Below are 17834 nucleotides of genomic sequence, written 5' to 3' on the forward strand. Positions count from 1 at the left end.
CTAACCGGGCAAAAGAAGCGCATCCCTTCAATTCAGCGGCGGCAGCACCCGATGCTCCAGACAGACAGAAATCAAGGGCCAGAATTGTGATCGGCTAGACTTGAGAAGTTAGGCCCGACATGTTTTCTAACGGCAAGACCTCTTAAAGAAGCTCGCGACACATGACAGATGCGCTGACCCTCGACCAATTCTCGGTTTTCATAACGGTTGTCGAAAAGGGCAGTTTCGCAGCGGCTGCACGCCATCTAAACCGAGCCCAATCTGTCGTCACCTATGCAATTCAGAAACTTGAAGAGCAGAGCGGCGTGATGCTTTTCGACCGAAGGCATTACCGTCCTTTGTTGACGGACGCCGGAAGGGCACTTTTCCCGAGGGCAAAGCGCATCGTCGATGACGTTGCCGACTGGCGTATTCAGGTCAAGGGGATTGCACGGGGCGTCGAAGCGCAATTGACACTGGTACTGGATTTCAACGTCCCAGCTGGGCTTTTATCGCAGGTACTCTCCGAGTTTGGAGGAGCCTTTCCGCTCGTTGAACTTCGCATTATCCTCAAGACCTCGGACTCAGCCGTCGAGGTGCTGCGGAAAGGGGATGCCGACATTGGGATCATGAGCGAGTACAAACCGAACCTGGATGATCTCGAGCGACGGGTCTGCGGTCACGTAGAGCTTGTGGCGGTTACGGCGCCGTCCCATCCGCTCGCCACGATCGCTTCGCATTTTCCGGCGGTCGTTCTGCGAGACCATACGCAACTTGTCTTGGGTGAAGCCGAGCAAATCGGCGACCAGGACTACGGAATTCATGCGATCAATCGCTGGCGCATGACACACATGGAAACGAAGCACAACCTACTGCGCGCCGGTATCGGCTGGGGCAGCATGCCGCGCGTCAGGGTAGCGAACGATCTGGAGAGCGGAGCGCTCGTCGCGTTGACGCCAGATCGTTGGGAAGGATCCGATCGAATGCCGAACTTCCCGCTGATCGTGGCGCATCTGAAGAGGAATGCAATCGGCCCGGCGGCTTCGTGGCTTATTGAAAAATTCGTCGAGCGCGGCCTCGCTTCGACGGAAGGTCGCCACGAAGACCCCGTCACTTCGTTATGACCTTTTTCTAAGGGCTCCGTAGCCATTGCCGATAAAAACGCGTCGCAGCGATCACCGGCTCACTGGGGGTGTTCCCGGTGTCGACAGGATGAATGAGAAGGACGACTACCTTCCAATCCTTTCACGGCCGCCTAGCGCAGTAAATGTTTCAAAGGATCTTTCAACGACTGGTAGCGGCGGCATTAGAGTAGCCTGGAACCGTTGTCTCGGATGTGTTGCCTTCGGCCGGGATCCATGTCGATCAGCGATTCCGGTGGGGCAAAGAGCTCTACCCGCTACGATCACATTCCTGTTGTTAGATGAAGCAAACTGCGTTACCGGGCGGGTTCTTGGTGTAAACGGCGGCTCCGCGCTCTGGGACTCTGCTAATAAAGCGGATATAGCCGATCAGTATACGAACCGAAACAGTGAGAACGCCTCGTTTCCGCCGGCTCAATGCTGACCTAGCCGTGGTGATGATTCCTTTCGGCAAGTAATATCTGCCATCTGGAAGAGAGCTTTCCGGTAACGGTCCAGCGTTTTCGGGCCGGTTACCGTCTGGACGAGGGAATAGTAAGAACGGTCCGTGGGAGCCGGTATTTGCTGGGCTTCTGTCCGTTGCAGAGTGGGCTTTAACCGCGCCCAAAATGGGGTATGTTTAACGAGCTAGCATATGAGACGCTCTGACAAAGGGGGCGGTGCGCTGACTCGCTGTCGAAACGCGCCGTTGCCCATCCCCGCAGCACAAGCCCGGTCGAAGGCCGCATCGCCCGCCTCCGCTTGACGAATTGATCGGCGGCCTGCGCGATGTCGCATGACCGGTCCCGAAATACGACAACCTCCAACAAAGAGGCAAATCGATGATCGAGGTTACCGACCTCTCCCTGGCCACAGCGGCGTCGGATGTCGACGTGATCGTCAGCGAACCGGGGAATGCCGGGCGAAACATTGTCGGGAATATCGATGGTTATTCGACCGTCCTGTTCCTGCATCACGATCTCGACCAGGAGGCGCCTGCCCTAGCCGCGGCTCTCGGTTCATCAGCCTTTTGCATCGGCCCGCTCGGAGCCACCCGGCCGCACCGAAGGCGCGTCGAGCGCCTGAGAGAACTCGGCTACGACAACGATGATCTGGAGCGCATCAAGGCGCCGATGGGGATTTTTGGTCCGACGTTCGGTTCGACCCCATGGCGCTGCCGTTCCCTGCCGATGTTGCGGCTTCCCGACTCGCGATCTACAGATGACTAAAGGGCGGAAGACGGCGACAAGGAGATTGAGCCAGCGGGAGCAACGGATCTCTGTTGCCATCGTCCTTCTCGCGGCGGGACAATCGAGCCGAATGGGTGACAGTGGCGCTCATAAGCTGCTCGCCGAATTTCAAGGCGTGCCGCTCATTCGCCGCTCGGCGATAATTGCAAGCAATTGTAAGAGCCATTCGGTCATCGTAGTTACCGGATATCGGCATCGCGATATTGCGGGCTCGATCTCCGATCTGCCTGTCACGCTCGTGCACAATCCGGCCTTTCCGTCCGGCATGGCAAGCTCAATCGCCGTCGGTGTCGCCGCTGCCGAGGCCTATCAGCCGAGCGGCATAATGATCATGCTCGCCGACATGCCTGCTCTGACCGGGGCAGATCTTGACTCTATCATATCGGCGTTCCGCGATCACGAAGCTGCGTGCATCATCCGCGCGGTCGCCGGCGGGAAATCGGGCAATCCAGTGGTTTTCCCCAGCACGATTTACCATGAGCTGAAAAGCCTAAACGGTGACAAGGGCGCGAGAGAGCTCATTCGGGGCTCCAGCCTGCCCGTAATCGATGTCGAGATCGGGGAAGGCGCCCTTATCGATGTTGATACGCCACACGCCATCGAAGCGGCAGGCGGTGTTTTGCGCAACTAGATGAAACACCGGCCTCTCCGATCCCCAAGCAAACAGGCCAAAGAGCATCGTACTCACGCTCCGTGTCGCTTGCCGTCTTCAGGTAATGCCGCCGAGAAGCGAGCTCAGAATGCGCCGAGCAAACGTCAGGGCTCTTCCGCGCAGTGCTGCGCGAAGCCAGTTGTCGCTGTGATGGTTCGGAGACCTGAGCGCTCTTTTCATCGCTATCGGCTGCAATCGCTGGCTCCAGCGTCAAGAGACACCATCACCTTTCCCGTATGACGGGCTCTTCCAGTGAACCTCCCTCGGCGTGGCAAGAATATGAACTGCCGAGGTGTGAAAATTGTTTGCCTCGCTAGATTTCCATCCCATGCAAGCAGGGAGGGTCAACAACGTCAGCGCCGGAGTCAACTCAATCGCCGGCCCCACACTAGACCTGCAATGCGCTTTGCCAACTTGCAGTCAGTTACCTCGGCTATGCATTGGCGCTCAAAGCCGTCGCTGCGTCGCCACGGAGAAAAGTGATGCTTTGGCAATATCGAGCTTCAATCCAACCTCCTTCGGCATTGCGCGCGCCGTCGCTACGGCAAGACGCACGCTGAAGCGCTTGCCGAGGCAATCGAACCAGCCAAGGGCATCCGCACCGAGCAATTCGATGAAGGACAGGGTCGCGGGCAGGCTGCCCGGTGCGCCGCGATTAACGACGGTGATATCCTCGCAACGCACGCCTAACATCGTTTCGGCGAGGTCCGGGGCTTTGTCAAATATGTACTCGGAGACGTCGACTTTGGTATTGCCCATTACGAAGCGCGCCTCGCTATCCAGCCGGCCATCCAGGAAGTTCATGGCAGGTGAACCGACGAAGCCGGCCACGAACAGGCTGGCCGGCTTTTCATAAATCGATTGGGGATGCGCGAATTGCTCGACCTGCCCTTTGTACATTACGGCGACACGGTCAGCCATGGTCATGGCCTCAATCTGGTCATGGGTGACGTAGATCATCGTAGATTTCAGAGTTTCGTGAAGCTGCTTAAGTTCGACACGGGTTTCAGCGCGCAGCTTGGCGTCGAGGTTCGACAGTGGTTCATCGAACAGGCAGATGCTGGAGGAGCGCACCAGCGCCCGGCCGATCGCGACGCGCTGGCGCTGGCCGCCGGAGAGCTGGCCGGGCTTGCGCTCAAGCAGCGGCTCGATCTGCAGCAGCTTTGCCACCCAGGCCACCTTTTCGGCGATCAGTGTCTTGGGGGTGCCTGCGATCTTCATACCGAAGGAGAGATTGCGGCGCACCGTCATGGCGGGGAAGAGCGCGTAGGACTGGAATACCATTGCCAGGCCGCGCTGGCTGGGTTCGAGGCCGATGACATCGTTCCCGTCGATAACGATCTGGCCGGCATCGCAATCGTCAAGGCCGGCAATAACGTTGAGCAGCGTAGACTTGCCGCAGCCCGACGGGCCGAGGATGACGATGAACTCGCCCTTTTCGATTTCCAGGTCGACGGATTTGAGGATGTCGAGGCCGGCATAGGATTTCTTGATCTGGCGGAGAGAGATACTAGACATGGTTAACCCTTAACGGCGCCGGCGGCGATGCCGCGGACGAAATAGCGGCCGGACAGGAAGTAGACGACGAGCGTCGGAATGGCGGTGATCAGCGCCGCGGCCATGTTGACATTGGGGTTGGCCGCGCCGCGCGCGTTGTTGACAATATTGGTAAGTTGCACCGTCATCGGCAGGTTGTCGTTGCCGGCGAAGATGAGGCCGAGCAGGTAGTCGTTCCAGATGCCAGTGAATTGCAGGATCGCCACTACCACGAGAATATTAGTCGAAATCGGCAAGATGACCGATCTAAAGGTTCGCAAGAAGCTTGCACCTTCCATGCGAGCGGCGCGGCTGATCTCATCTGGCACTCCAATGTAGAAATTGCGAAATAGCAACGTTGTGTAAGGAAGGCCATAGATGACGTGCACGAAGACGATGCCGAGATATGTGCGGAACAGCCCGACATTGCTAAGGATCTTCACGGTCGGATACAGCATGGCCTGATAGGGAATAAACAGTCCGACCGTCACCAGGAGCATGGTCACATTCGCATGCCGCGATTTCCATTGCGACAGCGCGTAGCCGTTCAACGCCCCCGCCAGCGTGGAGATGATCACGGCGGGGATGGTTATCTTGATCGAGTTCCACAGGCCGGGCCGCACGCCTTTGCAGTCGAGACCGGTGCAGGCGTCTTTCCAAGCCGTCACCCAGGCGTCTAAGCTCGGTTTGATCGGGAGGGCCAATAGGTTACCTTGGCGGATCTCCTCGAGCGGTTTCAGCGAGTTCATCACCATCAGCAGCAGCGGCAGCAGGAAGAATATCGCCGAGACGATCAGGAAAGTATAAAGGCCGATTCGGGCGGCGTGCGGCGTAAAAGGTTTGGAGCGGGCCAACACGGGGGTCATGTGCGCCTCCGGAATTCGCTATAGAAATACGGCGCAAGCAGCAGCAGCGAGAGCAACAACATCATAATCGACGCGGCCGACGCGAGCCCCAGATTGACGCGGGCGAAATAGAAATCGACGGCGAATTTTGCCGGCATTTCAGTTGAAATGCCGGGACCGCCCTTGGTCATGGCGATAACGAGATCGTAGCCGCGAATGACTTCCGACATTAAAAGCACGACACAAGAGGCGATGATCGGCCGCATACCGGGGAAGATCACCTGAAGGTAGGCCCGCCACAACGGGATCCCTTCCATTCGGATCGCCTTCCAGAGATCGTTGTCTATGCCGCGAAGTCCGGCAAGAACAATAACCATGACGAGGCCTGCGGAATGCCAGATACTAGCGATAACCAGTGTGTAGAGAGCCCTGTCCGGGCGCACCAGCCAGTCGAAGGTGAAACCTTGCCAACCGAAGCTGTGCATTAGCGCCTGCAAACCGTTCGAAGGATCAAGCAGCCAGCGCCAGGAAAGACCGGTGACGATTAACGAAACGGTCAGCGGATAGAGAAAAATGGTGCGGAACAACGATTCAGCGCGAATGCGGCGATCCGCTAGCACCGCCAGCAGCATGCCGAAGGCGAGTGTTCCGGCGATGTAGAGCACACCAAAAATCACCATGTTGACGCAAGATACTAGCCAACGCTGGTTGGTGAAGAGCTTTACATATTGGACGAAACCGACGATCTCGTAGCTCGGCACCAGTGTCGACCGCGTCATCGACATGTAGAAGGTCCAGAAAATCGATCCATAAAAAAATAATGCGATAGCGGCGAAGAACACCATCACGGTGATATCGGGCCTAAAGGCCTGCCGATTGAGCCAAGTTGTCATTCCGAGGTCTCCCCAAACCCTCATGGGCGGCGAAGCGCCGCCCTTCTCAAATTTATTGGCTCTGGAGGATGCCACTCAAGGTCTCGATCGCCGTGTCAGCCGGCATCGACGGGTCGGTCCAGAACTGCGTGGCGAGATCAGTCAACTGGCCGTTCAGGTCTCCAGCAAGTGCGACATAGGCGGAGTTGACCGCCTTCCCCGGCGTGGCCAGCATGGAGACGCCCTTGGCAGCACAAGCATCAAGCGAACTGGTATCGACGTCGAGGCGCGACGGAACAGATCCCTTGACTGCGGCGATCTTGGTTTCGACGGCCGGGTCCATCACGGTTTCTGCCAGAAAAGTCTGGCCCTTGATGCGGTCGTCATCGGCGTTAAGGGGGAAGGCGAAAACATCGACGATCACTGCATAAGCGGGCTTTTCGCTCGGGGTCAGGAAGCAGCCGAACTCTTTCCCAGCCGTCAGCCCGGCCGCGAGAAATTCGCCGCGCGCCCAGTCACCCATGAACTGCATGCCCGCCTTGCCGGTGATCACGAGATTGGTCGTGTCGTTCCACGAACGCCCGGGGCTGGCCGGATCGGCATAGGTCGAAACCTTGCGGTACAGCTCGAACGCCTTGGGCAGAATCGGGGATTTCAACGCGTCCGGATCGCGCTTAACGAACAGCTCGTTCCAATAGTCCGGCCCGCCCAGCGCAAGAATGAAATCGGTGAGGATCGAGACCTCTTGCCAAGGCTCGCCGCCGACGGCAAAAGCGATGTGGCCGGCGGCTTTGAGCTTGTCTGCGACCGCAAACATATCGTCAATGCTCTTTGGTTCTTCAAGCTTCAATTCATCGAACAGCGACTTGGAATACCAGATCCAGTTATCTGCGTGGATGCCTACCGGCAGGGCGACTAGCTTGCCGTCGACATTTAGCTTGTCCCAGATCAGCGGCGCCATCACCTTCTGCCAGCCGCCGGTTTCCGCCAGATCGTTGAAATCGCGAAGCTGGCCTGCAGCGGCAAGGTCGCGCAACGCCGCATTCGGTGTCATCAGGACGGCAGACGGCGGCTCGCCGCCGGCGATACGGCTGGTGGCGGCAGCAATGGCGGAATCGAAATCGGCCGACGGACTGTCGATCCATTTGCCGCCGCGCGCCTTATATGCGTCTGCGATTGTGTTCATCGCCTTGGATTCGCTGGAGCTGGTCCAATACTGCTGCACATCAACGGTCTGGGCATGCGCTGCACTTGCCGTGGCGAGCAGGCCGACAAGGGTCAGTGTGGAAGAGAGTCGTGTCACATTCATTTCAATCCCCTTTTTCTGCAAACGTGCTGTCGATCCAGTTTCGACAGGATGGAGAGGTGCCGCTTCTGGCATTCCGGAAGTGTCAGCCGGCCCTCCCCGGGGCAACGCCGAGATCGCGGTTGATGCCGTCGAGAAGCGCTGACATGTCGCTCTTGGTGATCTTGTCTCCCGCGACCCAGGCGACGGTGTTGTAGATGCCAAGGAAGGAGCCGCTGCAATATTCCAGCATCTTCTGGGTTTCATTATCATCAAGGTCGAGCTGGGCTTGAAGAAAGGCGCCGAAGCGCTTGCGTGCGAATTCCTGCTCCAGCACCACGGAGGGCTGGCTTTCGACACTGAGGACGGTCAGCGGCAGCGCTACCGCCTCGACCGAGATCAAGCATTCGCCACGAATATCGCGTGAGGAAGATGCGACCTCGATGCTGAGCTTGCCGGCATCCAGTAGCCAGCGGCGATAGTCCGGATCGTAGTAGCGAAGGTCGCGGGCCTCGATGACGATGGAAACGCGCTTCGTTTCACCGGGTTGAAGGTCAATCTTAGAAAAGCCCTTCAACTCGCGTAGCGGTCGCATGAGGCGCGGCGCATGCGGGCGTGTATAGACCTGCACAATCTCCTTGCCCGCGACCAGGCCGGTGTTGGTCACCTCCACGGACACCGTCAATGTGCTGTCGGCGTCGATGCGGTCGCGATCGACCGCGACATTGGCGTAGTCGAAGGTCGTATAGCTGAGGCCGAACCCAAAGGGGAACAGCGGCTGAAGCTTGCGCTTGTCATAGGAGCGGTAGCCGACATGGATCCCCTCGCTATAGAGGTGGCGATTATTTTCGCCGGGATAGCTAAGGAAGCCAGGCGTATCCTCAAGGTGAGCCGGGAACGTGACGGTAAGCTTGCCGCAGGGATTCTGCACACCGAACAGGATATCGGCCACCGCGCGTCCTGCACCCTGGCCCCCGAAGAAGGCTGAGACGACCGCAGCGACCTGCCCGATCCACGGCATAACCACCGCATCAGGGGTTGCCAGGATGACGGCAAGCTTACCATTGCGGCGCGCCAGGCGGTCGATTAGTTCGTCCTGGCCATCATGCAGGTTGAGATGCGTACGGTCCGACCCTTCACCGTCATAGCCCACTTCGGTATTGCCAAAGAAGAGCACGGTATCGGCGGCGTCGATATCGGCGAGCGCAGCCTCTTCCGAGGCGCTGCCGGCATCGAAGTCGGATACCGCATGGAAGCCGATGGCCGCGGAGGGGGCCAGCCGGCGGATTTCGTCCAGAGGGACATCAACATCGGTCGGCCGGGTGGTGGCGCAGCCGGACCCCTGAATGACCGGATCCTTCGCAGCAGGGCCGACCACCGCGATGCGCTTCAGCTTTGCTCCTCCCAGCGGCAGCAGCCCGCCTTCGTTCTTCAGGAGAACGGTCGATTCGGCCGCCATTCGCTGTGCCAGCGCATGGTGCATCCTGTAGTCCACCGTCACATCCTCGCACGCGCCATTTCGGGCCGTGCGCACGAGCTTGAGGACGCGCAGGCAGGCCTGATCGAGCGCTCCACTCGGCACACGGCCGTCGTTTACGGCCTCTAGCAATTCCTGCTTGCGTGCGCCGCTTTCCGGCATGTCGAGATCGTTGCCGGCGTTCAGCGAGGCCGGCCGATCCTTAATGCCGTGCCAGTCTGACATGACGAGGCCGTCATATCCCCATTCGTCGCGCAGAACCTCGGTCAGCAGCCAGTGGTTCTCGGCGGTTTGAACGCCGTTCAGGCGGTTGTAGGAGCTCATCACCGTCCAAGGATTGCTCTTGCGGATCGCACGTTCGAACCCCTTCAGGTAGATTTCGCGAAGCGCCCGCTCCTCGACGTCCGAACTCATCGTCGTGCGCTGCACCTCGGAATTATTGCAAGCGAAATGTTTCAGCGACGCACCGACGCCATTGTCCTGCATCCCGTTGATGACGGCGGCGGCGATATCGCCGGAAATTACCGGATCCTCGCCATAGTATTCATAGGAGCGCCCGGCCAGGGCCGTGCGGCGTATATTGATGCCGGGCCCGAGCAGGATATGGACCCCGAAAGCTTGACACTCGGCCGCTAGCGCTTCCCCCAGCTCGTACGCCAGATCGACATCCCAGGAGCAGCCGAACGAGGAGCCGTTGGGAAAGCACGTGGCCGGGCGGGTGGAGCCGAATGCGTCCTCAACGCCGCGCGAAAGATCTGCATTGACCACGCTGAGGAAGGAGGCAAGCTGGCTGTCGTTATCCTGCGGACCGTCGATCTGCTCGATCGAATAACGAACGCCATAGGTACCGTCGGTCATAAGGATTTCCGGAATGTTCAGACGGTAGTTGGTTGCTGTGCGCCACAAGCCCTGGCCACTCACCAGCGTCACCTTTTCTTCAGGCGTCATCTGCTCCACGAGCTCGGCCAACTCCTTGTCGGAAACGTTCCATGTCATCGGTCATCCACCCAATTTTGCGGGCACAGCCAGCCTGCTCCGGCAGGACCTCCCCGCCTTTGGGGCTCCCACGCTGCGCCATAGAATGTCCTGACGATGTCACATGAAACGAAACGCATCTAGCCGCGAAACTTGTTCTGGAAATAGATCAGTTTTTGATATTTAGTGCTTTTGAAAGTAGGGAGGATCACATGACCGTAGCTTATGTGCAGCAGGACGCCAGGCGTGGACGGACTGGCTGCGGATTCGAAGATCACGGCCCGTCGGGCGATCCCCACTGCCGGGCTTTCGTGCATGGCTACGCCGACGTACCCTACCATTGGCACCGGGAAATGGAGATAGTTTTCCTTCTGCGCGGCAGCTTCCGACTAATCGTCAATGGGCAGGTATGCGAGATGAAAGAAGATGACCTCATCGTCATCAACGGCGATCTCCCGCACAATTCCACATCCATTTCCCGCGACGCATTGATCTGTGGCGTCCATCTTGACACGAGCCATTTCGAGCGCATGGGGCTTGCCGGTTTTTCCGCCCGGCAGTATCTATGCCGCACCTTCCTGCATTGCCGTTCCTTCATGAGCAAGGTAGAGCCGATCAAGTCGTTAATCGCCCGCATCATTCTCGATCAGGCTACCCGACCCGAGGAAGACCTGTCACGCCAGACCGCCGCCAATCTTTTGGCCTGCTATATTTATCGCTGGATACCTTACGAAGATGCCGAGGCTGCGAATGCCCAGATGCGCGCCGACAGCCGCAACCGCATTCTGCGTATCATGGACACGCTCGGCGGGCAGGACGAGAGCCAGCACCTGAACGAGATCGCAGAGGCGGAGGGATTGACTGTCAGCCATCTGTCCAGGCTCTTCAAACGGCACCTGGGGATTGGCTATCGAGACTATTCGCAGAATATGCGGCTCGATAGTTGCGCAAACGACTTACGCACCACCGACGATACCATCAGGACCATCATGGAGCGGAAGAGCTTTGGCAATCCTGCGGTCTTCTACAACAAGTTCCGCGCCCGTTTTGGCTGTACCCCGGCAGAGTTTCGCCGCGGTAGCCGTCCGCTCCGTCCGCAAAGCCTCCTGACCGACGAGGATAACGCCACGGCGCTAAAAATTCTCTCTACGCATGCGGCAGGATTAGGCAGGGCTGCAGACCTGGCAATCGGTTTGACTGTGCCAAAGCGCCATATCGTCCTGAGCGCCCCTCACTATGCCAGCCTCAGCTGATGTGATGATCGTGGGCTATCGAGCTTGCTCGTCGAGAGAGCTTATCGCCTGTCGACCGTGAACAATACGCGGGCCTGGATGGCTTGCGTCGACAATAAGCCGAACTTGGCGATCCGTGGAGACGACAACCAGATCACCTCAGCGGCAAATTCAAAAGACTTTTTGCAGTGAGAATTCTCGCCACCGTCCTGATGCTCGTCAATGGCGCGCGGCATGGGGTTCCCGGAGGTCAGTGACGCGGTACTGGGTTTATCCGGGAGCGCGAGCTCTGACCGGCGCGTTCGTCCAACGGCCGGCGCGCGGATGTCGTTATCGCAACACACTGCACATTTTCGAAAATCCCTGAAAAGCGGCGCCGTGACATGGTTTCAATGCTTGAGAATCTGACTGAGGAACAGTTTAGTGCGCTCGTGCTGCGGATTCTCGAAGAATTCCTCGGGCGTCCCCTGCTCGACGATCTGGCCTGTGTTCATGAAGATCACACGGTCAGCAACGGCCCGGGCAAAGCCCATTTCGTGGGTGACGCAAACCATCGTCATGCCGTCCTTGGCAAGACCGGTCATTGTCTCCAGTACTTCAGAGACCATTTCCGGGTCGAGTGCCGAAGTCGGCTCGTCGAAGAGCATGACGGCCGGCTGCATGCAAAGCGATCTGGCAATTGCGACGCGCTGCTGCTGGCCGCCCGAAAGCTGGATCGGGTATTTGTTGGCCTGTTCGGGAATGCGCACGCGTTCCAGGAATTTCAGCGCCGTCTGTCAGAACTTGCCGTTCTGGTTTTTCCATTCGCTCTTAGCTGGGATGGGTTGGATCGTGTCCCAGTGCTCGGCGATCTTGCCGTTCTGAACCCGGAACAGGTCGTAGAACGATGTTGGCTTGTCAGCGAATGTGCCTTCGCTGACGGTCAGGACGAAATCGCCCTTGCCCAGAACCTGGTGGACTTTCTCGTATTTCATTGAAATACCGGCATCGGCCATCGCCTTCAGAGCGGCTCCCAGCCCCGTCAGTCCATCTCCGATCTGCGGATTGTGCTGAACATAGTTGTCTCCGTCAAAATAACCGGCGAGTTTCTCCATGCGGCCGTTGACGAGAATGTCATCGACAAAACCAGACACCACCGTCTTGTTGACCACAGTCTTGTCCAGATCCTTGGCTCCGGTCGGGCCATCGACCATCGTGTGTCCGCTCGGATTAGGGCCTGACGTTTCCTGAAGATTATCCCAATGTTCGACGATCTTCCCGTCCTCAAAGCGAAAGATGTCGAACCCTATCTTCGGTCCGATAAAATCATAGCTGCTGTGAGCGAAAACGAAATCGCCGTCCTGGAACACTCGGACCGTGTTCACCTTGGCCGACCCCTTGGGCAGCGCAGCCAGCAACTCACCGAAGCCTTTCAGGCCATCGGCGGCTGCGAGATTATGCTGAATGTACTTGGCGGGATCAATCACGCCGACCGGCTCGGCCGCGCCGGTTTCGATAGCCTTGAGAAGTCGAAGACCTGTTTTTCTTGTGAAGTCATTTCAGTTTCCGTTGCGTGACCGGCGGTCGCCGTCAGGCCACCTACGAGGGAGAGTACTGCCGCAATCGCAAGAACGAGACGGCCCGGGAGATTTGCTTTCATAATATGTGACCATTTCTGTAACAGATTATATGTATCTATTTCGATCACATATAAATGTAAAGCCCCGGCGCACGAAGAATCGGGTTTTCGCTCAAGCCGTCGAACTGATAGCGGAGATATCGGCCGCGAGATCAGCGATGGTCGTGCGGGAAAGTTCACGCTCCATCGCCCGCTCGACATAGGCAAGGCGACCCTTTAGAACCTTGTTGATGTTCCGGCCGACTAGGCATTGAGGGTTCGGTTCCTGGTGCAGCGGGAAAACCACAAGGTCTTCGTCGATTGCCCGGTGCACGTCCAGCAGCGTGATCGAGGAACCTGGCCGTGCCAGTAAAGCTCCGCCGCCGCTTCCCATCTGAGACGTCGTCAAACTGGCCCTGGCCAACTGCGAAAGAAGCCGCCGAATGAGCGTCGGATTGGTATTAACGCTTGAAGCGATGAGCTCTGAAGATGCTGGCGAGCCCTCTTGTGATTGCAGAAATGTCAGTATGTGCGTGGCAACGGCGAAGCGGGTGTTCATGGCGTCCTCAATATGTGCTTTATACAGGCACATATCGGATCTATGCAAGTAAGCGTGTTATCCCTCCACCAGCAGGACAGGCTTGCAAGGCCTTTCTGATGTCTGTCGAGTGACGATACAGCCGGCTGAATGACGGGGTGCTCGGCGGCGACACCCCGGGAAGCGACGCGCGATTGAAATGGCGTCCATCGCAGCTGCCATTTAAAAGCCCATTGTCCACACCTTGAAGGGATTTGAACCGCATTTATTTCCCGTTCGATTGCTCGCGCTCTAGTTAACTATCGGAGTTTGTTCAAAAAAATATGCCACCAACCATGGCCCCATGGCTCGTCAGAATGCTACGCCTTTGATTTTGTTATGGAATGCAGGCGGCAGGTAAGTGAGCCCCTCGACTCCGATCGGTCCACACCACACCTTTATGAGCCTAACGTATCAGGCGAGAGCCGCCCAAAAAGTACCGTCGTGGCTCCATCTAGCGCTCGTCGCCGGGCTGGTCGAGCGCTGCCAGAGGAAGTCGACTTGACATTAGTCGTCCTCAAGCCAGTCGAACGGCACCAATGCGCGGTCACGCCATTCTTCAGCCAAAATGACGTTAGGCAAGTCGCCCCACACATCCTCATCGGCGTGGTCCAGCACGATGACCTGCAACCGATCCCGCGCAGCCGCAACCTGCTCGCCCAGAAGTGCGAAGACCTTTCGCACCGCGACCACATCTTCGTCGCGCCAAGCGACAGGATCGGCCTTGCTATCCCCGGCGGTTCGCCGCGGAAAATAGACCTGACTAGGTTGATCGTAAATCAGAAGACCCGGGACGGGATGATGTGGAAGGTCCAGGAAAAATATCTGGAGGGCAAGCGTTAGCGCGACATGATAGGCAAGCCAGTTGGCGCCGCTACCGATTTCCCAGAGGTAGTCGTCGCGCGTGCCACGGATCACCTTGACGGTGAGATCGGGGATCATAAGTCGCACTGGCGCATCGGGCCATTCCGCATCCAAGCGCGGTATCAAACGTCCCGTCGTAGCCTCGATACTGTCGACGGCGTTGCGCAGCTTCCGCGCGATTTCGGTCTCGGAGACCTTGCGTTGGAGCTCGGCGATTTGCGCCTTGAGCGCGTCTATCTCCTGTCGAAGGCCGGCAGACTGGTCCGTGCGATCGTACAGCTCGAGTGCCTGTTCAAGCCGACCAAGAAAACGCTCCATGCGGTCAAACCGGTCGATCGCCTGCTTGGCCGCCTTTGAGTCGCGCTCGAGGACCCCTATCTCGCGACGGATCTCGTTCAGGCGGACGAGCTGCGTTTCGGCCGCTGCACGCAGGCGAAGCGTTTCGCGGTCCAGGGTGTCTGACACGCTTGGATGCGTCCGAAGCCGAACCTCGATAGAGGCGAGCGCGTCCGTTAGCTGATGAATTTTTTGTTTGCCCCCATCCGATAGGAGTGCGACCGGTTCGCCAGTGTCACCGTCCTCCGAGAGCTTTTGCAGCCAATCAGACAGCGCGAGGCGATCGCGCTGAATGCGCAGCGAGCTGCCATAGATGTCGCTGCTTTCCACAAGACGGCGCAATTCGCTCAGACGCTGACGATGCCGGGTCAATTCAGCCGCGACCAAGGTCTCCTCGGCTCGCAGCGCTTGAAGCCGATCAAGCGCAGTGTCTACACCTGCAAGTGTTGGATGTGCGGCGTCCCCGTTGGCCTCAACGACGCTGCGGAGCAAATCGACGATTTCCGACCAGTCAGTCGGGATGATCTGATCAGGCTGCAACAGACCGAATTCGACGGCCTGCCGAAGCCATGATTGTGCCTCCATTCGCCATGCGTTGGCGGCGGACACCAGAGCCCTCAGATCGTTCTCGCGTCGGCGCAAGATGCGAGTTAAGCGGTCCAGCTCAGACCGGGCCTGCAGGACGTCCGCTGTCACTGCCTGCAGGATGTAGGGAAAGATGGTCTTGAGCTTCTCACGATGCTCGGTCGTGTCGGCCTTGAAAAACATCACGTCTGGATTGGCCACGATATTTTGCGGCTGGAAGGTGAAAGCCATAAGGTCGCGGAAGCTCGGCCGAGACTTGAAGTTCGAATCTGCCTCCGGTTCGAAATCGAGGTTGGTCAGCCCCGCAAGCCGGTTAAGCGTGGCTTTAACGACTTGAGTTGTAGTGCCTTTGTCCTCGATCCGCCTCGGAATCTCGATCTCGGCCGCCTCGATCATCACCATGTCGCTGGTGCTCTGCTTATCGCCGGGTTCTCGACGCGCGAGCAGCTTCTGCCCTTCGACCGTATCGATAAGAACGCCAAACCAACCACAGTTTTCTCGGATGACTCCGACGGGAATGGCGCACTTATCGGATGCAAGGCAGTAATCGATAATGGGGATCACAGCGGACTTGCCGGTTTTCGAGGCGCCGCTGATGACGTTCACGACTCCCGGATGAAACTCGACAATGCGAGGTTCGGCATCGTGTCGCGGCCAAAGGATGAGCTTGCGCAGTTGAAAATACATTAGAAATCCACCCTGAGTGTGGAGGCAACCTGCGCCAGACCGAGTTTCGAGAACCAATAGCCAACCTTGTCAGCTGCCGACGCGAAGCCCTTTAAGCGTTCAGGCAATTTTGGTTTGGCGACGTCGAGCAAGTCCAATGGATATCCGTGGAACTGCGCGGTGTCGTAGTCGATCCGCACGAGCTTCGACGTCGCTGCCACCCCGATCGACTGAAGGCTAAGCGGTCGCAGTTGCATCGCGCGTCCGTGGATGCCCATCAAAATTTCCCGCTCCTTGTCGAATTTCGCAGCAAACAGCGGCAGGCCAGATGCTTTGCGCGTCGATGCCACCTCATCGAACGTCTGCCGGTGCAACAGCATTGGCAGCACGAGGAATGCCAGAGGAATCGGAACCTCGGCGGCACCGTCTTCCTGATAACCCAACGCGAATTGCCAAATCAGATAGGCGCCGATCGCGGGGTTCTGTACGATATCGAGTTCGTTGAGCCTGAGTGGTGATAAGGCCGTCATTCGCCGCCATCCTCCAGCAGCGTCACGTAATCGCCGTGCCAGCCAAGGACGCGGCGATCGGCAAGATCGTTGAAGCTCCCGTGGACGAAATGGCTGGGAACCGCTCGGCCCTCAAGAGGAGCGATGTGCTGAGCGCACTGACGATAGAGCAGCCTGCCCTGGACAGCAGCGGACTTTTCGCCGTGCAGGTCGGCGACATCGCCCTTCGTCATGCCGTGCTTCTTGACGAGATCCTCGTCCCAACCGTCCAGACTGCCGGAGAAAATCTCGCCGCGTTCTGCCCAATCCGCTTTGTCAGCTGAGGCGCGAAGGTAGTCGCTTACGGCGCGGAGGCGGTCCTCTTCGGTGGCCTCGATGAGTTCAAGCTGCCGCACAAAGACCGGGCGCGCCGCAGCGATGCCGGCGATCAAGCTGTCGTCGGGCGACTCGCTGAACGACGCGAGCAGACCGGGCAGGTTGTTCTGGCGAATGAAGGCGTGGAAATCGCGGCGAAACGCGTCAGCGTCGAGGATTGGCTTTTCGCCCTGCTGGATCAGTCGATCCATCGCCTGTTTGGCCTGACCGATACCGGAGCGGACGATGATGTCGATATTGGCCTCAGCGACCGACGGCCGAAGACGATCCCTGATGCTTTCCAGCGGATCGTTAGCATCGGCTTCCAATTCAAAATTCCGAACCAGACCGTGGCGATCTCCCTCCGGCGCATCGAGAAGTGCGTTTACCTTGGCGGCACTCGCTGGAGGATTCTTCTTCTTATCAAGCTTCGTCCTGATGGCATGGAGCGCGGCCTCGACCTCTTCGTCGGATTTGGCGGCGGAAAGAGCCTCGGCGAAGGCACCCTTTTTGGCAGGCGTCACGTAAAGCCGGAATTTGGTCGAGGTCGCTACACACTGTCCAGCATCGAGCATAACGCGCCAATTATCGAAGGCCTTCCAAAGATCTTCGTCCCAGTCCGCAATCGGATTTTGTTTTAGGGCGCTTTTTGTCTGCTCAAGACAAACGCTCCCGTCGACGTAGTGGACCGAAACGTCATCCTGCAACTCAAGAGCAACCTTTGCGCCTTTGGGCGCGGTGAGAAGATGATAGAAAGCTCGGACAGGCTGCAGTGCAAACCCGAGATACTGCCCTGGAGCGCTATGCTTCGTCGGTTTTATCTCGGCGTTCAACTGTCACCCCCGCTTTAGCTTCCACTCGCCCCCACACGGTCGAACTCTTATGGTTACGCTATACCGAGCTTTGCACAAGATGGTTGTGCGATTACTCAGGCAAATTTCGCTTGTTCACAACAGCTTAGCGGCTCTTTGCATCTCCACTCGCGATAAAATTTTGGACGGCTAGCACCGTCGTGGCCGCTCCGCTCCCGCCACCGTCCAAAGCATCGGCGTTTGGGCGTATGTGAATTCGTTGAATTTTACCCTGTAATGCCCCTTTGATTTGAGTGCTGACCTCTGCCAG

15 protein-coding genes and 1 pseudogene are annotated in these 17834 nt (G+C 58.1%); 4 read left to right on the plus strand and 12 right to left on the minus strand.

All coding sequences use genetic code 11. The features are described 5' to 3' along the window. The first annotated feature begins 161 nt into the window (after window positions 1–161). The 3 genes from GGD50_RS27375 (at window position 162) to GGD50_RS27385 (ending at window position 2981) form a co-directional block, all read left to right on the plus strand. A complete protein-coding gene (locus tag GGD50_RS27375) occupies window positions 162–1103 on the plus strand; it encodes a LysR family transcriptional regulator (RefSeq protein WP_183940120.1) in 942 nt (313 codons plus the stop codon). An 839-nt stretch (window positions 1104–1942) separates the two neighbouring features. Next, the gene (locus GGD50_RS27380) at window positions 1943–2329 is read left to right on the plus strand and encodes an XdhC family protein (protein WP_183940122.1); all 387 of its coding nucleotides are present in this window, start codon (window positions 1943–1945) and stop codon (window positions 2327–2329) included. Continuing rightward, a complete protein-coding gene (locus GGD50_RS27385; protein WP_183940124.1) occupies window positions 2322–2981 on the plus strand; it encodes a nucleotidyltransferase family protein in 660 nt (219 codons plus the stop codon). The genes GGD50_RS27380 and GGD50_RS27385 overlap by 8 nt, the downstream gene beginning before the upstream one ends. 468 nt (window positions 2982–3449) lie before the next feature. Here the strand turns inward: GGD50_RS27385 and GGD50_RS27390 are convergent, their stop codons facing one another. The 5 genes from GGD50_RS27390 to GGD50_RS27410 all read right to left on the minus strand — a co-directional run bounded on the left by GGD50_RS27390 (window position 3450) and on the right by GGD50_RS27410 (window position 10013). Then, window positions 3450–4520 carry an ABC transporter ATP-binding protein gene (locus GGD50_RS27390; RefSeq protein ID WP_183940126.1) on the minus strand — a complete coding sequence of 357 codons (1071 nt, stop codon included), beginning with the start codon at window positions 4518–4520 and terminating at the stop codon, window positions 3450–3452. A gap of 2 nt (window positions 4521–4522) precedes the next feature. After that, window positions 4523–5392 carry a carbohydrate ABC transporter permease gene (locus tag GGD50_RS27395; RefSeq protein ID WP_425503997.1) on the minus strand — a complete coding sequence of 290 codons (870 nt, stop codon included), beginning with the start codon at window positions 5390–5392 and terminating at the stop codon, window positions 4523–4525. Window positions 5393–5400: 8 nt separating this feature from the next. Continuing rightward, window positions 5401–6276 (minus strand): carbohydrate ABC transporter permease, encoded by an 876-nt coding sequence (locus GGD50_RS27400; RefSeq protein ID WP_183940130.1) that lies wholly within the window; start codon window positions 6274–6276, stop codon window positions 5401–5403. 52 nt (window positions 6277–6328) lie between these two features. Next, window positions 6329–7564 (minus strand): ABC transporter substrate-binding protein, encoded by a 1236-nt coding sequence (locus GGD50_RS27405; protein ID WP_183940132.1) that lies wholly within the window; start codon window positions 7562–7564, stop codon window positions 6329–6331. Window positions 7565–7646: 82 nt separating this feature from the next. Then, entirely contained in the window at window positions 7647–10013 is a 2367-nt protein-coding gene (locus GGD50_RS27410; RefSeq protein WP_183940134.1) for a beta-glucosidase family protein, read from the minus strand. Window positions 10014–10204: 191 nt separating this feature from the next. Between GGD50_RS27410 and GGD50_RS27415 the strand changes: the two genes are divergently transcribed. Further along, a complete protein-coding gene (locus GGD50_RS27415; RefSeq protein WP_183940136.1) occupies window positions 10205–11245 on the plus strand; it encodes a helix-turn-helix transcriptional regulator in 1041 nt (346 codons plus the stop codon). Between the two features lie 41 nt (window positions 11246–11286). On the opposite strand, the gene GGD50_RS27420 is transcribed toward GGD50_RS27415, so the two are convergent. The 7 genes and pseudogenes from GGD50_RS27420 to GGD50_RS27450 form a co-directional block, all read right to left on the minus strand. Further along, on the minus strand, window positions 11287–11460 hold the full coding sequence (locus GGD50_RS27420; RefSeq protein WP_183940139.1) for a hypothetical protein: 174 nt from the start codon (window positions 11458–11460) through the stop codon (window positions 11287–11289). 153 nt (window positions 11461–11613) lie between these two features. Then, a pseudogene (locus tag GGD50_RS27425) lies at window positions 11614–12000 on the minus strand (amino acid ABC transporter ATP-binding protein); the annotation flags it as partial. Further along, window positions 12001–12690, minus strand: coding sequence for a nuclear transport factor 2 family protein (locus GGD50_RS33390; RefSeq protein WP_210318978.1), 690 nt, complete (start codon window positions 12688–12690; stop codon window positions 12001–12003). It abuts the pseudogene before it with no gap. A 264-nt stretch (window positions 12691–12954) separates the two neighbouring features. Next, window positions 12955–13380, minus strand: a complete 426-nt coding sequence (locus GGD50_RS27435) for an Rrf2 family transcriptional regulator (protein WP_183940141.1) — start codon at window positions 13378–13380, stop codon at window positions 12955–12957. A 525-nt stretch (window positions 13381–13905) separates the two neighbouring features. Beyond that, the gene (locus GGD50_RS32910; RefSeq protein ID WP_246451554.1) at window positions 13906–15579 is read right to left on the minus strand and encodes a DUF3732 domain-containing protein; all 1674 of its coding nucleotides are present in this window, start codon (window positions 15577–15579) and stop codon (window positions 13906–13908) included. Between the two features lie 290 nt (window positions 15580–15869). Continuing rightward, complete coding sequence (locus GGD50_RS27445; protein WP_183940145.1) at window positions 15870–16379, minus strand: three component ABC system middle component; 510 nt, start codon at window positions 16377–16379, stop codon at window positions 15870–15872. Beyond that, window positions 16376–17287: an ABC-three component system protein gene (locus GGD50_RS27450; RefSeq protein ID WP_153321199.1), complete on the minus strand. Its 912-nt coding sequence runs from the start codon at window positions 17285–17287 to the stop codon at window positions 16376–16378. Before GGD50_RS27450 ends, GGD50_RS27445 begins: the two co-directional genes overlap by 4 nt. Window positions 17288–17834 lie beyond the last annotated feature (547 nt).

Origin of the sequence: Martinezella paranaensis (genome assembly GCF_014200235.1) — a bacterium.
Taxonomy (GTDB): domain Bacteria; phylum Pseudomonadota; class Alphaproteobacteria; order Rhizobiales; family Rhizobiaceae; genus Rhizobium; species Rhizobium paranaense.

Excerpts from the sequence above, each read along its gene's own strand:
- GGD50_RS27375 (WP_183940120.1), top strand. The coding sequence starts at position 162 with ATGACAGATGCGCTGACCCTCGACCAATTCTCGGTTTTCATAACGGTT.
- GGD50_RS27380 (WP_183940122.1), top strand. The coding sequence starts at position 1,943 with ATGATCGAGGTTACCGACCTCTCCCTGGCCACAGCGGCGTCGGATGTC.
- GGD50_RS27385 (WP_183940124.1), top strand. The coding sequence starts at position 2,322 with ATGACTAAAGGGCGGAAGACGGCGACAAGGAGATTGAGCCAGCGGGAG.
- GGD50_RS27390 (WP_183940126.1), bottom strand. The coding sequence starts at position 4,520 with ATGTCTAGTATCTCTCTCCGCCAGATCAAGAAATCCTATGCCGGCCTC.
- GGD50_RS27400 (WP_183940130.1), bottom strand. The coding sequence starts at position 6,276 with ATGACAACTTGGCTCAATCGGCAGGCCTTTAGGCCCGATATCACCGTG.
- GGD50_RS27405 (WP_183940132.1), bottom strand. The coding sequence starts at position 7,564 with ATGAATGTGACACGACTCTCTTCCACACTGACCCTTGTCGGCCTGCTC.
- GGD50_RS27410 (WP_183940134.1), bottom strand. The coding sequence starts at position 10,013 with ATGACATGGAACGTTTCCGACAAGGAGTTGGCCGAGCTCGTGGAGCAG.
- GGD50_RS27415 (WP_183940136.1), top strand. The coding sequence starts at position 10,205 with ATGACCGTAGCTTATGTGCAGCAGGACGCCAGGCGTGGACGGACTGGC.
- GGD50_RS27420 (WP_183940139.1), bottom strand. The coding sequence starts at position 11,460 with ATGCCGCGCGCCATTGACGAGCATCAGGACGGTGGCGAGAATTCTCAC.
- GGD50_RS27435 (WP_183940141.1), bottom strand. The coding sequence starts at position 13,380 with ATGAACACCCGCTTCGCCGTTGCCACGCACATACTGACATTTCTGCAA.
- GGD50_RS32910 (WP_246451554.1), bottom strand. The coding sequence starts at position 15,579 with ATGATCGAGGCGGCCGAGATCGAGATTCCGAGGCGGATCGAGGACAAA.
- GGD50_RS27445 (WP_183940145.1), bottom strand. The coding sequence starts at position 16,379 with ATGACGGCCTTATCACCACTCAGGCTCAACGAACTCGATATCGTACAG.
- GGD50_RS27450 (WP_153321199.1), bottom strand. The coding sequence starts at position 17,287 with ATGCTCGATGCTGGACAGTGTGTAGCGACCTCGACCAAATTCCGGCTT.